Here is a 14,245-nt window from a genome sequence, read left to right as displayed (position 1 = left end):
ACCGAGACGAATAATTTGGCCAAGCCGATGCAATTCTGCTTATTGAGCCGATGACGAAATTCCTCGTTCTGGGGGGCGCACGATCCGGTAAAAGCGCCCGCGCGCAGGCTCTCGCAGAGGCCGCCTCGCCGCACCGCCTGTTCGTGGCAACCGCCGAGGCACTCGATGCCGAAATGACCGACAGGATCAAACGGCATCAGGCCGATCGCGGTGAAGGCTGGCGAACAATTGAAGCGCCGCTTGATCTGGTGTCCGTGATTCAGGGGGAGATCAATCCGGGTGAGTCCGTACTTATAGATTGCCTGACGCTCTGGCTCTCCAATCTATTCCACCACAATCGAGATATAGAGCAGGAAACTATGGCGCTTTGTAATGCGCTCCAGTCGTCACAGGCGCAGATTGCACTCGTTTCTAATGAAATTGGCTTGGGGTTGGTGCCAGAGACATCTTTGGGACGGGCTTTTCGGGATGCGCAGGGCCGGCTGAACCAGAAGGTAGCTGCTGTTTGCAATCAGGTAGACTTCGTCGCTGCCGGCCTTCCGCTCAGACTGAAAGGCTGAGCGCTTCCCGCAATCGCGTCTCTGCCGCTTCGTTCGCGATGAGGCCAAAACGCAGATGCTGGTTCGACCAGGAAAAGCGACGCACGTAAATGCCGCGCTCGGCGAGTCGTCTCCAGATCAGATGAGCATCTTCGCACTCAACAAACCGAAAAAGATTGGTTCCGTGAATCTCCTTGATTCCGGTGCCCACCAATATCTCGTCCAGACGTTTTCGGGCATCGTCAAGCCGCGCTCGCGCGCTGACTTGCCAGGAAGTGTCTTGATAGGCGCGCTTGCCAATGCCGAGCGCCAATCCGGATACGGGCCAAACACCGAGGAGGTTCGAAATCGTTCGCAGTATGTCTTCAGGAGCGATGACCGCCCCGAGACGCAGGCCAGCAAGTCCATAGAATTTTCCAAAGGATCGCAACACAATCAAGCCGGCTGCACCGGCATGTCGGGCGAGGCTGAGCTCTGGTGCAAGATCAGCGTACGCCTCGTCCACGATCAGCCATCCGCCCCGCTCTGCCAGCTCCGCACGTGCAGCGTCCAGTTCATCCGGATTGAAGAGCCGCCCATCAGGATTATTCGGATTGCAAATGATGACGGCATCTGCGTCATGAGTTCGGGACAGGGGGGCAGTGGTTTCCATGACGTCACATCCGGCTGTGCGCCAAACTTGTGCATGATCCCCATAGGTGGGGGTCAGAACTGCGACACGTTTCGGAGAAATGATCTGCGGCAACAGCCGGATCAGCAATTCACTTCCAGGCGCAAGTGCCAATGTGTCAGCGGGCGCGCCAATGACCGATGCCATGGCGGCTCGGCATTGTTGATATGCGTCGCGGGTCGGCAGGGCATTCAGCGTATCTGGCGATACATCCGATACGGGATAGGGCCACGGATTGATTCCGGTCGATAGATCTATCCATGGCCCTGACGCATTTGGAAATGCGGCGCGCATCTTGTCGAGAGAGCCACCGTGAACGAGATCGTGTTTCATAACATGTACGCTCCGAAAACGACCAATGCCACCAATGCGAATGCGACCGCGCATGAACGGCGGTACAGCGCCAGTCCCCTCGACACATCACCCCGCGCCGGATCTCTCGCACCACCATTTAGCCAGGGCTGATTGGTGGTTCGTCCTTCATATGCGCGCGGTCCCGACAGCCGAATACCAAGCGCGCCGGCCATTGCAGCTTCAGGCCATCCAGCATTGGGAGAACGGTGTCGTCCCGCGTCTCTCAGCATCACCTTCCACGCTTGTTGCTTGAGGGAGGTTAGTGCCAGGAGCAAGCCCGTCAGGCGCGCCGGAAGGAAGTTTGCCACATCATCCAGTCTTGCGGCAAAACCACCGAACGCATGATGCCGTTCACTGCGATGCCCGATCATCGAGTCGAGTGTGTTGGTGGCTTTGTACGCAGCAATTCCCGGCAGTCCGAATACAAGCCCCCAAAACACCGGGGCAATCACACCGTCAGACATGTTTTCGGCAAGGCTTTCCAGCGCTGCGCGCGAGATGCCATCCTCCTCCAGCAGCGCAGGGTCCCGGCCCACGATCAACGAAACCGCCTGGCGTGCTGCACTGATATCTCCTGTCACTAGAGGTTTCGCCACGTCAGCTACGTGTGAATGAAGGCTACGGGACGCGATGAGGCTTGAGGCGATGGCTGCTTCAAGAACAGTTCCGACAAGCGTTGGTGGCAATAGGCGCGAAATGGCGTGCGCCAGAGCGGCGACACTCAATATGAGAACCGCGCTTGCAAATCCGCCCATCAGGTAGCGAGCCTTGTGTGACCAATTCGGGCGGTTCAGCATCCGGTCCGCGGTGCCGATTACCCCGCCCAGCCATGTCACTGGGTGACCAACTCGGCGAAACAGTTGTTGAGGCCAGCCAATTATGACCTCCAACCCCCATGCGCATAGTATCAATGGCGCGAACCCCATCAAGCTTTCCGTCGCCAACCAGGCTCTTCCGCAAGGTTCAGCAGTGCGTCAACATCCACGGCTTGCTCGACGCCATCGGCCAATTCGTCCAGAGCGGTGTCCACTGCCGCATCATAGTCGAGATTTGCCCCGCGAAAATGTCCGGCCTGTTCCAGCCACGCGCGGCGAAACTCATTGCCTGCGAACGCTCCGTGCAGATATGTGCCTTCGATCCGGCCATTTGCGCTGCACGCGCCATCCTGCTCCGCACCAAGATTTATGAACGGACGCTTCGTATCAGGGCCTGACGTGCGACCGGCATGAATGACATATCCGGATGCGGTCGGTCCCAAGGTACTCACGGCTCTGCTGACAGGTTTCACTTCCTTGTGCCGGGTCATTATTGTATCGACATTGAGCAATCCCAAGCCGGCTGCTTCGCCCGGCTCACCATCTACGCCGAAAGGGTCAGAGATCCGGTTGCCAAGCATCTGGTAACCTCCACAAATACCGAGCACCCGGCCCCCCGCACGCGCGTGAGCAATGATGTCATGGTCCCAACCCTGCGCGCGCAGGAAGGCGAGATCACCGAGGGTTGATTTCGTACCAAACAGGATAACAACATCCGTGTTGCGCGGAATGGCTTGGCCCGGAGGAATCCAACTGAACTTGACGTTCTCCTCAAGCTTGAGGGGGTCGGCATCGTCGAAATTTGCGATCCGCGACAACATGGGGGCCGCGATTTTCAAAGCCTTTCCAGAGGGGGTGAGCGGCGTGTCCAGGACGAGCGCGTCTTCGGCAGGCAGTTTTGAAGCGGCGGGCAACCAGGGTATCACGCCGAGGCACGGCCACCTGGCGCGGGTTTCGATTTCCGTCACGCCTTCATCAAATAGCTTTAAATCGCCCCGGAACTTGTTCACCAGAAAGGCGCGGATCATCGCACTGTCTTTCTTCTCAATTACATTCCGTGTTCCAACAAGGCTGGCAATGACACCACCTTTTTCGATGTCGCCAACCAGACAAACGGGAACGCCCGCGCGTCGGGCAAACCCCATATTTGCTATGTCCCGGTCGCGCAGATTTATTTCCGCCGGGCTGCCGGCACCCTCGACAATGACCAGGTCGTACGCATTGGTAAGTCGGCCAAAGCTCTCCATGACTGCGCCCATCAACTGGTCGCGATTGGCCATATAGTCTGCGGCCTCCATGGCATGAGTAGCCTTGCCATGTACGACGAGCTGCGCGGTACGGTCTGTCTGGGGCTTCAGAAGCACCGGATTCATGTCAACATGGGGGTCCAGGCCTGCTGCACGCGCCTGCAGCGCCTGAGCGCGGCCAATTTCACCACCCGTTGGACAGGCGGCGGCATTGTTGGACATGTTCTGAGGTTTGAAGGGGGCAACACTCAGGCCTCGGCGCCGCGCGATCCGGCAAAGGGCCGCCGTCAGGACAGACTTGCCGACATCCGAGCCAGTGCCTTGCAACATCAGTGCGCGGGCGGTCATGCGGCACCGTCAATATGAATATTCAACCCCTCAACCCGCGCCGCAACGCCATAAATGTCCCGCATTCGCTCGGCTGTCAGTGTTTCGGACGGAGGGCCGTCCGCTTCAATACGCCCATCCTTCATCCAGACCATGCGAGAGGCATAGCGTGCAGCGAGTTGAATATCATGGAGCACGACCAGTGCGCCGCGACCTTGGTCCACATAGGCGCGGATCAGGTCGAGAATCCGAAATTGCTGACGGGGGTCCAGCGCAGCTATGGGCTCATCCGCGATGAGCAAAGGCGCTTCGGCGGCAAACGCGCGCGCACAATGGACGCGGGCCAGCTCCCCGCCTGAAAGCGTATCCGTGCGGCGCCCCGCCAGTTCTAGAAGTCCGCAGGCCTGAAGCGCGCGGTCAACGGCTTCGGCGTCTAATCCTTTCAAGCGGCCCAACGGCGCTCCGTGGCTGAACCGCCCAAGGGATACGACGTCACGGACACTATTCGGCCAAGCAAGCGGCCGGGTCTGGGGAAGGTAGGCTATTTGCCGGGCGCGCTGCGTCGGTGAGAGAGCATCAACCGGTTTACCGCCAAGCAAGCTGAGCCCCGCACTCGCCGATTGCAGGCCCAGACCGGCGCGGATCAGGCTCGTCTTGCCCGCACCATTCGGACCAAGCAGCGCTACGAACTCGCCACAGCCGAGGCGGAAGCTGGCATCGTCTACCAGCACGCTCTCCCTTGCGAGAACGGAGATGTTTTCGACGACGAGATCAGTCATTTCCGGTCCGCCTTTGCATCGCGATCCAGACAAAAGCGGGTGCACCAATGAGCGCCGCGACAACGCCGAGTTTAAGCTCCGCTGACGTCGGCATCAGGCGAACGAAAATGTCAGCGACGACCAGGATCAATCCGGAGAACAGCGCGGACGGCACAAGCGAGCGCGCTGGGTCATGCCCGACGAAGGGACGAATGATATGAGGCGCAACAATGCCGACAAAGCCAATTGCTCCAGCCAGCGCCACCGCGCCACCGGTTGCCAGACCCGCGCCAACCACGGTGAATATCTGCTGGCGCCGCAGATTGAGGCCAATCCCTGCCGCTGCCTCTTCGCCGAGAGTTAATGCAGACAGACCGCGCCGCGTAGCAAACAGAGTTGCGCCGCCCGCAAGGATGAAGGGCGCCGCCAGCGTAATTTCGTCAAAGCTGCGATTGGCAACTGAGCCCAGCATCCAGTTGATCATGTCAGATAGTGAAAACGGGTTCGGTGCCAGGTTCATCAACAGGCTCATGGCCGCGCCAGCAAAGCTCGACAGGCCAACACCGATCAGGATGAGCGTGACAACAGACTGTGTGCGCAATGCGGCGACGGTGATGAGGCCTGTTGCCGTCAGCGCACCGATGATCGCAGCAATCGGTACGGCCCAGGGGGTGATCGAGGCGATCCCGTAATAGAGTGCGAACGTAGCCATAAGCGACGCAGACGCCGAGACTCCCAGAACCCCCGGTTCTGCCAGAGGGTTCCTCAGCAAGCCCTGCAAGGCAGCGCCGCTGATGCCCAGCGCGGCCCCAACGATGTAAGCCGCGATCGCCCGCGGCAGCCGTATCTGCCAAACGACCAGGCGGTCGCCTGCTTCCGCTCCCCCGAAGAGGGCTGCCAGCAACCGGTCGGCGGGCAAGGCGGTTGATCCGAGGAAGCATGCCGAGAGAATTGCCAACACACTTGCGGCGATCAATGTCGGCATGAGCAGGGTTTCACGCGTCATTGTCCGTCCTTTCCGGCCAACGCCTCGACGGCATCCATCAAGAACCAGCCGCTGCACGAGGTCCACGCGCCTTCAAGCGATACGACTTCGCTCTGGGTAAGCTGCGCCTTTGCGACAGGGTGCTTCATCGGACTCCACGCGTCCGGATGATTGGTGCGCGATCCGAAGAACGCAGCCGCTACGACATCAGGTTTCTCATAGGCAAGCGTTTCCAACGGGATGGATCGCCAGCCATGTTCTGTTTCCATATTGGTCAGGCCCGCCGCCACGATCATTTCATGAATCAGCGAGCCCGGGCCGGTCGTTACACCTGCGGGCGTCATGTACAATGCGATCTGGCCAGTCTCGCGCTTTCTCAACCGCGCAAGGCGGTGTTGCATCTCAGTGTTCACGACCGCACCCCGTTCAGGCTCTCCCAACTCGTTGGCGATGCGTTGCGTGTTTTTCATCACGGAAGGAATGTCAGGCGTCCAACCAACTTCCACCACAGGCACGCCTGCCTTCTGGAAGAACGCGGCGGCATTCGGTCCGCCGCCATAGGACCGCACAACAAGGTCGGGCTTGAGGATCAGTACATTCTCGGCGTTTGGCCTGACCGTCGCGATGCCGCCGGCGGTGTCCCGCATATAGGAAAATTCCCGGCCCGCGTCCGGCGACAAGGCCAGGATGCGTTCCCGGTCGACAAGCTTCAAAACATACTGGTCGGCGCAATAGTCGAGACTGACAATCCGGGCAGGGCGCTCAGGCTTTGTGAGCACATTCTTGCCGGCCTGTCCGCAAGCAGACAGAAGAAGCGCAAGAATTGGGATTATCAGCCTCGACATGGAGATGTCCTAGTAGCGGAGCCGCATGCCGACAGATCCGGACAGTCCGGGTGTGCCATATCCCAAGATCTGCTGGTACTCCTCATTGAACAGGTTCTCGATCCGGCCATAGATTTCGACTGTTTCATTGAGATCATAGCTGCCGGTCAGGTCGACGCGTGTCCAGCTGTCGAGTTCGGATCCGTCTGTATTGGCTTCTTCGCCATTATAGCGAACGAGCACTGCGCCAGAGAAGGGGCCGTCCGGATCAAAAGAAGCTGAGATGTTCCCGGTGCTTTCCGGAAGGCGGGCCAATGCGTTTCCGTTGCCATCCTCTGAGTCAATGAACGTATAACTCGCCGCGATACCCAGCCAGTTATTGATCGCGTAAGCGCCAGTCAACTCGATCCCCTGCGAGTCCACAAGGGCGATATTGTCGTAGCCAGCCGTGTAAGAGAAATCGATCATGTTTTCGGTTTCCTGATCGAACAGGGTTGCACCAAGGACCATGCGCTCGTCAGCAGACTGCCATTGCACACCAATGTCATAGGCCTCGGAGGTTTCAGCCTTGAGGTTGGTATTGGGTGCGGTCAGTCCACAGAAAGTGCAGATATAGGTCGACTGAAAGATGCTGGGTGCCTTGAAGCCCTGACCCCAGCTTGCCTTGAAGGTGAGCTGATCTGTTGCGGTCCAAGCTGCTGCCACGCGACCCGTCGTTTCAGAGCCGAAAGTCTCGTGATCGTCGACCCGAATTCCGCCCGTCAGGGTCAGATCGTCCACGGGTTTGAATTCGTAGAGCGCAAACAAACTGTCAATCGAGGACTCTTGCTCATTGGCACTTGTCTCTTCGCGCTCCGTTCCAAAGGCCAATGTATTTGTGTCGTTGATGGCGAATGTGCCCTGATAGCGAAACAGCACGCGGTCACCTTCGGTGAAATAACTCTGGACACCGTTTGACCTATTTTCGCGTTCAATATCGGCATAGCCAATCTGAACAAGGTTCTCGAGTCGGCCATCGAACAGTGGCGCTTTCAGGGTGATGTTTCCAGACAGCGTCTCCGAATTCGTGACCTCATCTCCATCCGCCACGCTGCCCTGCGCGACGAACGCATAGCTGTCATATTCTGACTCTGCGTCGCTCCACATCAGGCTGGTTTCGAGACGAACACTGGCCGGCAGGTTCAAACCGCCTTTGGCCGAGACCGTCTGTGAGTCGTAGCCGTCGTCTTCGGAGTTACCATTCGCCTCATCCGCTTTGGAAATACCATCCGTGGTCAGTCCGGTAGCCGCGAGCCGGAAATCACCGATTTCATTCGCATTGCTGATCGACGCGCCGCCGCGCAATGTATTGAAGGAGCCGTATTCGCCGAACACCATGCCTGACAAGCCTTCTGTGGGGCGCTTGGTCGTGACGGACACGACGCCGCCAATGGCATCACTCCCCCAGAGCGTCGATTGCGGGCCTTTCAGCACTTCGATACGCTCAATGGTGTCTGTGTCCAGATAAGCGAAGTTGTAGCCGCCACCGGTGCCGGTCGGATCGTTTACGGGTACGCCGTCGATCAGCACCAATGTCTGGTCATTGGAAGCACCGCGTATACGCACGCTGGCGTTGCCGCCAAAGGCACCGTTCTGGTTGACCGTGACACCGGGCGCGGTTGCAATAGCGTCCAGGGCAAAGTCGACGCCCAACTCTTCCAGGTCGTCCCGCGTGATGACGAAGACACTTGAGCCAATTTCGGTCATCGTCTGGTCAAGGCGTGATCCATTGACGATGATCGTATCGAGTTTGGTTTCTTCGATGCTTGCAGTCTGGGCGGTCGCCGAGACGGTAAAGCCGAACGCAACAGCCCCCAGCAGGGCGGTTTTGTAGAACATATCTTTTCCTCGCATCCCAGCCGCCCGAATGGTGGATGCAGTTCATAACGACAATCTGGCCTCACCTTGTGATTGGTGCGGACGGCCAGGCCCAGGGGTTCGGATGTCGTTACAAAGGATAGGCTTGAAGCCTTCCCGCCCGCTGAGAACTATTCCCGGCCTCCGGACGAACGACGCGATGGCAGGTCTCCTGGCTCACCGATCGTCATCTCAGGCCGCCTTCCCAGAGCGATTGCTCCAGTGGCTGTATGGCCTTCAACTCCCGGCTCACAGTTGCGGGTACAGCGCCGAATTCACATCGGCTTCCCTCTTAGCTTTCCTTGCAGAAAGCACCATCTGAACGTGGTAATGTTGCAAGCCTCGCGACCTGTCAATACTGCCGCTATTACAGGACGCGCGGCAAAATGGTCAGAAGTCGACGCCACGCTTGGCTTTGAGCCCCGCTTTGAAGGGGTGCTTCACCTCGACCATCTCGCTGACAAGATCGGCATAGTCGCAAAGTTCCGGTTTGGCATCGCGCCCCGTCAGGATGACGCTGGTCTGGCTGTCGCGCGCTTTCAGTCCCTCAAGAACAGCGTCGGTTGAGAGATAGTCATAGCGCATGGCAATGTTGATCTCATCCAGCACAACAAGATTGTAGGAGCCATTTGCCATCATGGTTTTCGCACGGTCGAACGCTGCCTCGGCGGCGGCGATGTCGCGAGCCTTGTCCTGTGTGTCCCAAGTGAAGCCTTCACCCATTGTGTGCCAATCGAGTTGATCGGGGAACTTGTCGAAGAATTGTCGTTCACCGGTAATCCATTTGCCCTTGATGAACTGGACGACCCCCACATGGTGACCCCAGCCAAGGGCACGGGCAATGACGCCGAAGGCCGAGCTTGACTTGCCCTTGCCATTTCCCGTGTGAACCAGCACCAGCCCGCGGTCAGGCACGGCGGCCGCGTCGGTCTTCTTGCGTTGCTCTGCCTGCAGCGCCTTCATCTTTTCAGTATGGGAAGTGTCGTCGGTCATGTCGCGTTTCCTGAGTGTTCCAGCAGCGTGATGAGGCCGCCATAGGCGACCGAGCTCTGATAGTGATGGTGGCCGCCGAGCGCGGCAAAGGCTGCCTTGATCACGCCGGCATGGGTCACGACCAGAGTGTGGCTGTCGGGGTGGTTGAGTTCGGCTATGGCGTTCTGAGTGCGGGCGGTCAGCATGGCGACGCTTTCCCCCTCATGAGGCCTCGCATGGAGGAAGTCCGATGCCCAGGCATCGAGTTCATGTCTCGGCAATTCGTTCCAGGGCTTCATCTCCCAGGTTCCGAAATCCATCTCGACCAGTCGTTCATCCCGGATGATGTTCAGCCCACTCCGTTTTCCGACGAATTCGGCAAGCTCAGCGCACCGGGTCAGCGGGCTCGATACGATGCGGTCTATCCGTGGCAGTCCGGCCAGAACGATGCTGGCCTCGTCCGCAAAAGAGGTCGCGAGCGCCAAGTCAGTTCGACCATAACAGGTGCCGGGTGCGACATCAGGCGTTGTATGCCGAAGGAGGGTCAGAGCCATGCGAGGAGCCCCAGATAGAATCCGATCTCGCTTGCTTGCTGCACCGCGCCGAGCGTGTCGCCCGTATAGCCCCCCAGTTTGGGCTCAAAGAACAGGCGCATTAGAACATGCGCGAAACACAATGAAACAATACCGGACAGGAGTGAGACGAAAGGAAACAGGACAGCACCGACTGCAACAGCACCCAACGCTGTGAAACCGGCAATTATCAAGCTGGACGCAGATATACCCGTTGCCACAGGCTTTCCCGTACCTTCCTCCCGCACATACCGGCTGGTCGCGATCACACACACAGCTGAGAACCGAGAGACGCAATGCGCAACGGGCAGGGCAGCGCAGACCCAGATTGGCGGTATCGCCGACAGCGCACCCACCTTGATTGCGAGCGCCAGGAACAGCGCGGCGGCCCCATATGTGCCGAGCCGACTATCCTTCATGATTTCCATTGCACGAACAGGTGTATGTCCGCCGCCAACGCCGTCAAACGTGTCGGCCAAGCCATCCTCATGGAACGCACCTGTCAGCAGCAGGCCTGCGCTGACCGCCAGCAGCGCTGCCAGATAGCCCGGCAGGACCAGCGCGGCGATCCAGAAAGCGGCTGCACTTACGAGTCCCACAAGTATGCCGACCAGGGGGAAGTATCTCGGCGCCTGCGCCATGCGCTCCGGCGTGAACATCTTGTCAGTTCCAAGCGGCAGCCGGGTCAGAAATTGCACAGCCAGCACGAGTTTGGCGAGTTCGCCATTCATGCCGGGCCACTCACTCCGGCGCTGTCGAAGCTCGCCATCTCGCGCAGCATCGCGGCGGCTGCCTTTACAAGCGGGAAGGCGAGCAATGCGCCCGTGCCCTCGCCCAGGCGCATGTCCAGATGCAGCAAAGGCCTGGCCTTCAGCGCGTCCAGTACACGCGCATGTCCGGCCTCTGCGGATTGGTGCGCAAAGATCATGCTCTTCCGGCAACCGGGTGAAATCGCTTCAGCGGCCAATGCGGCGACTGTCGCAATGAAGCCGTCCACGATGACAATCTTGCCGCTCGCTGCCGCTCCGATCATGGCGCCGGCCATCATGGCAATCTCGAAGCCGCCATACTCCTGGAGCGCCAGACCAGCTTCCAGTTTATCGTTCGTCCGGTTTGCAGCTTTTTCCAACAGTTCGCATTTGCGGCGAAGACCATCATCGTCGAGACCTGTGCCCCGTCCGGTCAGGTCGGCAACTGGCACTCCGAGTATTTTGGCCGCCACGAGGCTTGCCGAAGATGTGTTGCCGATGCCCATCTCGCCAAAACACGCAACCGCTTCGTCGCCTTCATGACCCAGCGCTGACCCGGAAGACAGCGCAGCAGCGTGTTCGGAGGGGGTCATGGCGGGCCGCTCAATGGCGTTGGCCGTACCTGCGGCGACCCGACGTTGGATCAGGCCTGGGTGATCCATCAGCGATCCAGTTACTCCAGCGTCAACGACGCGCACGCTTGCGCCGACAGAACGGGCGAAGACGTTGGCGGCTGCGCCCTCGGAAAGAAAATTGAGCACCATCTGGCGGGTCACATCCTGCGGGAATGCCGAAACACCCGCTGTTGCCATGCCATGGTCAGCTGCGAAGATGGTGAGCCGGCATGTGTCCGCGCGAGGTGTCAGGGACTTCTGGATCTGGGCTATCTGAACAGCAAGGGTTTCGATACCCCCCAGCGCGCCAAGTGGTTTGGTCTTGCCATCGATTGCTGCGCGAATCTGAGCTTCAAATTGCGCTTCAGAATGGGATAAATCCGTATCTGGAAATGTCTGCATGATGAAGAATGCCCGTTGACGTAAATCGTGTGGCGGGGTTCTAGGCAGCATCGGAAGCGATTGTACAGGCTTGCAAATATCTCAACTGAGCTTTTGCGAGGAGGTTCGGCTCAAGTTGCGCAGTTATTTGACCTGCTTCTTGGTGTCCCGCGCATAAGAAAAACTCCGGTTGTCACAGCGGAGTAGGCGGATAGGGCGCGATTACCCCGGGCCAGTCAGTCTCGCCTCGCTTGAGGGCATTTGTCCTGTGCCAGTTTCGCTATCCTGGCATACTGTTTGCGTCGTAAAGTCTATGCGTCGCAGCGATTGTGCGACTGTCAGGATTCGGGACTAAGTTGCGTATGCGCGCCTCCGGTGACAGCAAGATTCTCTTCATCACGCATGGCGCGGGTCGCGGCCGAAAAGTGCCAACAGGCGATGTTTTCCTGAAACGGCTGGCAGCCAAGTCTGATCCCTTGCTCAAGGACATCCGGATCCATCGCACAGGCTCCGGGTCCGCGGACCTTGAGGGTGTGGGACTGGTCATTTTCTGGCTGGGCGATCCTCTGATGCAGAAGTATCCTGCCTGTTATGTTGACGCTGTGGCCATCGCCGAAGAGGCGGTTGGTCGAGGTATCCGAATACTCAACCATCCAGACGCGCTCAGCAACACGACCAAATCCAGACAGGCGCATATCTGGGCTGACGCAGGCGCACCATGCGCCGCCGCAGCGTCTGCATCGACGTTGGGGGATATGGCTGGCGCGATCGAGCGCATCGGGTTTCCCTGTATTGTCCGAAGTGATCAGGAGCATGCACAAAGACAGGTTACGACCCTGTTCAAGGCTGAGGACGCAAAGGAGCTGGATGGTGAGGCGTTGCTGCCAGCAGTTGTTCTGAAGCTGTATGACATCCGTCAGGAGTATCGTGACGTTGGCAGGCCCCGCTCCGATCTGTTTGCGCGCTATCACCACAAGGCCCGGGCGTTTGTGTTTGGTGACCGAGTGCTGGCGTCTCACCTGTTCTTTTCCACAGAAAGGATTGTTGGCCTGTCGAACAGTCTGTTCCAGCGGGAGGCGAGTCGCCTGCGGCGCCTCGCAAGACATTTTGGCTATCATGAGCGTTTGCGGGCTGAACTGATTGCTGCAGACAAGGCATATTTCTCTGCGCCTTTGGAAGAGGCGCAGGAACTCGTTCAGGCGGTCAAGGCGCTTGGGCTGGACTTTGCCGCGGTCGACTACAGTATCCGACCAGATGGGCGCATCATCATATGGGAGGCCAATCCGTATTTCTGGTTACCCCATGGCAAGGCCAGCGTTTTGTCGCGCCAACGCAATGCAGTCACCCGCGTGGACCAGACATTCGATTGGTTCACTGCTTGCATCAAAGCCTATTGTAATGATCATCCCAACTTGTCGGTGGTTTCTTCATCCCGACGCTGAAACGATGTCGCCATTGGAGTTGAATTGAATGGTTTCGACGCATCCTATCGCCGCACCACCTGCGCAACGGGTAGATTGGGTAGATTACGCAAAGGGCATCTGCATCATTCTGGTGGTAATGATGCACGCGGTAAACGGCGTCGAATATCTGTTCGATGAGCAAGGATGGATGCATCCCATCATCGATTTTGCACGGCCCTTCCGAATTCCGGACTTCTTTTTGGTGGCGGGTCTGTTCCTGAGCCGGTCGATCCATGCGCCGCTCGTCGACTATCTCGACCGGAAAGTCGTGCATTTCATATATTTCTACGTGCTCTGGCTCACGCTCCAGCTTCCCGTTCTGGAGTTCGATGCATTCGTGTCCCATCCTGGCTACGTCCTGAAGCTGTGGGTCTACAGTTTCGTTGAGCCCTCGAACTCGCTTTGGTTCGTGCACATGCTGGCGATCTTCTATATGGTAACGCGCCTGTTACGGAACGTGCCGGTCTGGATCGTGTTTGCAGGCGCCTTCGTCCTCCAGTCTCTCTACCAACTTGTGCTGATTGATACGGGATGGGGCGTGATCGACCGGTTCGCAAACCGGTATGTCTACTTCTTCATGGGCTATGCGTTTGCACCACAAATCTTCCGATTTGCGGAAAGGGCAGCCAAAGCGCCCTGGATCGGATCCCTTGGTTTGCTCGCGTGGGGCATGCTGAATTGGTGGGCTGTCAGCCTCGCCTTGCACGAAGAAGTGGTTGCCAGTTTCATTCTGGGCATTGCCGGCGCGACCGCCGTCTGCGTCGTCTCAGCGCTGCTGACCCGGTTCCGCGCAGCAGACTTTCTCAGATATTGCGGCCGGCACTCGATCGTTATCTACCTGACCTACGCGTTTCCGCTCGTTGCGATGGAGCGACTGGTGCTGCCTTCTATTGGAGCGCCCTTCGGCGATGTGGGGCTGGCGTCCGCCTTGACCCTTGCACTTGCTGTTGCGCTCCCGCTTGCCCTTCACGCCCTCATTCGCGGCACGCCGCTCAATTTCCTGTACGTACGTCCTGATTGGGCCAGCTTGTCTGGAAGCGAGCGAGGGAAAAGGCGCGCTGCGTTGTCAACAAAATAGC

At 58.6% G+C, this 14,245-nt stretch carries 14 protein-coding genes and 1 riboswitch; of the genes, 3 read left to right on the top strand and 11 right to left on the bottom strand.

Translation table 11 applies throughout. The features are described 5' to 3' along the window. Positions 1–50: 50 nt before the first annotated feature. The gene (cobU, locus tag L53_RS06810; protein WP_034813521.1) at positions 51–560 is read left to right on the top strand and encodes a bifunctional adenosylcobinamide kinase/adenosylcobinamide-phosphate guanylyltransferase; all 510 of its coding nucleotides are present in this window, start codon (positions 51–53) and stop codon (positions 558–560) included. Here the strand turns inward: cobU and cobD are convergent. The 11 genes from cobD to cobT all read right to left on the bottom strand — a co-directional run bounded on the left by cobD (position 544) and on the right by cobT (position 11,724). Continuing rightward, positions 544–1,542: a threonine-phosphate decarboxylase CobD gene (gene cobD / locus L53_RS06805; RefSeq protein ID WP_034813519.1), complete on the bottom strand. Its 999-nt coding sequence runs from the start codon at positions 1,540–1,542 to the stop codon at positions 544–546. The two genes, cobU and cobD, sit on opposite strands and share 17 nt — an antisense overlap. Continuing rightward, positions 1,539–2,489: an adenosylcobinamide-phosphate synthase CbiB gene (gene cbiB / locus L53_RS06800; protein ID WP_034813516.1), complete on the bottom strand. Its 951-nt coding sequence runs from the start codon at positions 2,487–2,489 to the stop codon at positions 1,539–1,541. Before cbiB ends, cobD begins: the two co-directional genes overlap by 4 nt. Continuing rightward, positions 2,489–3,973 carry a cobyric acid synthase gene (locus tag L53_RS06795; RefSeq protein ID WP_034813514.1) on the bottom strand — a complete coding sequence of 495 codons (1,485 nt, stop codon included), beginning with the start codon at positions 3,971–3,973 and terminating at the stop codon, positions 2,489–2,491. Before L53_RS06795 ends, cbiB begins: the two co-directional genes overlap by 1 nt. Then, positions 3,970–4,731, bottom strand: coding sequence for an ABC transporter ATP-binding protein (locus L53_RS06790; RefSeq protein ID WP_034813512.1), 762 nt, complete (start codon positions 4,729–4,731; stop codon positions 3,970–3,972). Before L53_RS06790 ends, L53_RS06795 begins: the two co-directional genes overlap by 4 nt. Beyond that, positions 4,724–5,716 (bottom strand): iron ABC transporter permease, encoded by a 993-nt coding sequence (locus L53_RS06785; protein ID WP_034813510.1) that lies wholly within the window; start codon positions 5,714–5,716, stop codon positions 4,724–4,726. Before L53_RS06785 ends, L53_RS06790 begins: the two co-directional genes overlap by 8 nt. Next, the gene (locus L53_RS06780) at positions 5,713–6,540 is read right to left on the bottom strand and encodes an ABC transporter substrate-binding protein (protein ID WP_034813501.1); all 828 of its coding nucleotides are present in this window, start codon (positions 6,538–6,540) and stop codon (positions 5,713–5,715) included. Before L53_RS06780 ends, L53_RS06785 begins: the two co-directional genes overlap by 4 nt. Before the next feature lie 9 nt (positions 6,541–6,549). Further along, positions 6,550–8,397 (bottom strand): TonB-dependent siderophore receptor, encoded by a 1,848-nt coding sequence (locus tag L53_RS06775; protein ID WP_034813499.1) that lies wholly within the window; start codon positions 8,395–8,397, stop codon positions 6,550–6,552. Positions 8,398–8,559: 162 nt separating this feature from the next. Next, a riboswitch (cobalamin riboswitch) is annotated at positions 8,560–8,749 on the bottom strand. Between the two features lie 56 nt (positions 8,750–8,805). Further along, complete coding sequence (gene cobO, locus L53_RS06770) at positions 8,806–9,408, bottom strand: cob(I)yrinic acid a,c-diamide adenosyltransferase (protein WP_034813497.1); 603 nt, start codon at positions 9,406–9,408, stop codon at positions 8,806–8,808. Further along, the gene (gene cobC / locus L53_RS06765; protein WP_051607678.1) at positions 9,405–9,941 is read right to left on the bottom strand and encodes an alpha-ribazole phosphatase; all 537 of its coding nucleotides are present in this window, start codon (positions 9,939–9,941) and stop codon (positions 9,405–9,407) included. Before cobC ends, cobO begins: the two co-directional genes overlap by 4 nt. Continuing rightward, on the bottom strand, positions 9,932–10,690 hold the full coding sequence (cobS, locus tag L53_RS06760) for an adenosylcobinamide-GDP ribazoletransferase (RefSeq protein ID WP_034813495.1): 759 nt from the start codon (positions 10,688–10,690) through the stop codon (positions 9,932–9,934). Before cobS ends, cobC begins: the two co-directional genes overlap by 10 nt. After that, on the bottom strand, positions 10,687–11,724 hold the full coding sequence (gene cobT, locus L53_RS06755; RefSeq protein WP_034813493.1) for a nicotinate-nucleotide--dimethylbenzimidazole phosphoribosyltransferase: 1,038 nt from the start codon (positions 11,722–11,724) through the stop codon (positions 10,687–10,689). Before cobT ends, cobS begins: the two co-directional genes overlap by 4 nt. Before the next feature lie 341 nt (positions 11,725–12,065). Between cobT and L53_RS06750 the strand changes: the two genes are divergently transcribed. Beyond that, on the top strand, positions 12,066–13,145 hold the full coding sequence (locus L53_RS06750) for a hypothetical protein (protein WP_034813491.1): 1,080 nt from the start codon (positions 12,066–12,068) through the stop codon (positions 13,143–13,145). A 28-nt stretch (positions 13,146–13,173) separates the two neighbouring features. Then, positions 13,174–14,244: an acyltransferase family protein gene (locus tag L53_RS06745; protein WP_034813488.1), complete on the top strand. Its 1,071-nt coding sequence runs from the start codon at positions 13,174–13,176 to the stop codon at positions 14,242–14,244. Position 14,245 lies beyond the last annotated feature (1 nt).

The sequence above is a fragment of the Hyphomonas sp. L-53-1-40 genome (genome assembly GCF_000682775.1).
In the GTDB taxonomy this organism is placed as follows: Bacteria; Pseudomonadota; Alphaproteobacteria; order Caulobacterales; family Hyphomonadaceae; genus Hyphomonas.
Note: the sequence above shows the minus strand (reverse complement) of the source record. Positions and strands in the feature narration are given on the sequence as shown.

What these genes read in the sequence shown, in the direction of transcription:
- cobU (WP_034813521.1), top strand. Translation starts at nt 51, where the DNA reads ATGACGAAATTCCTCGTTCTGGGGGGCGCACGATCCGGTAAAAGCGCC.
- cobD (WP_034813519.1), bottom strand. Translation starts at nt 1,542, where the DNA reads ATGAAACACGATCTCGTTCACGGTGGCTCTCTCGACAAGATGCGCGCC.
- cbiB (WP_034813516.1), bottom strand. Translation starts at nt 2,489, where the DNA reads ATGGGGTTCGCGCCATTGATACTATGCGCATGGGGGTTGGAGGTCATA.
- L53_RS06795 (WP_034813514.1), bottom strand. Translation starts at nt 3,973, where the DNA reads ATGACCGCCCGCGCACTGATGTTGCAAGGCACTGGCTCGGATGTCGGC.
- L53_RS06790 (WP_034813512.1), bottom strand. Translation starts at nt 4,731, where the DNA reads ATGACTGATCTCGTCGTCGAAAACATCTCCGTTCTCGCAAGGGAGAGC.
- L53_RS06785 (WP_034813510.1), bottom strand. Translation starts at nt 5,716, where the DNA reads ATGACGCGTGAAACCCTGCTCATGCCGACATTGATCGCCGCAAGTGTG.
- L53_RS06780 (WP_034813501.1), bottom strand. Translation starts at nt 6,540, where the DNA reads ATGTCGAGGCTGATAATCCCAATTCTTGCGCTTCTTCTGTCTGCTTGC.
- L53_RS06775 (WP_034813499.1), bottom strand. Translation starts at nt 8,397, where the DNA reads ATGTTCTACAAAACCGCCCTGCTGGGGGCTGTTGCGTTCGGCTTTACC.
- cobO (WP_034813497.1), bottom strand. Translation starts at nt 9,408, where the DNA reads ATGACCGACGACACTTCCCATACTGAAAAGATGAAGGCGCTGCAGGCA.
- cobC (WP_051607678.1), bottom strand. Translation starts at nt 9,941, where the DNA reads ATGGCTCTGACCCTCCTTCGGCATACAACGCCTGATGTCGCACCCGGC.
- cobS (WP_034813495.1), bottom strand. Translation starts at nt 10,690, where the DNA reads ATGAATGGCGAACTCGCCAAACTCGTGCTGGCTGTGCAATTTCTGACC.
- cobT (WP_034813493.1), bottom strand. Translation starts at nt 11,724, where the DNA reads ATGCAGACATTTCCAGATACGGATTTATCCCATTCTGAAGCGCAATTT.
- L53_RS06750 (WP_034813491.1), top strand. Translation starts at nt 12,066, where the DNA reads ATGCGCGCCTCCGGTGACAGCAAGATTCTCTTCATCACGCATGGCGCG.
- L53_RS06745 (WP_034813488.1), top strand. Translation starts at nt 13,174, where the DNA reads ATGGTTTCGACGCATCCTATCGCCGCACCACCTGCGCAACGGGTAGAT.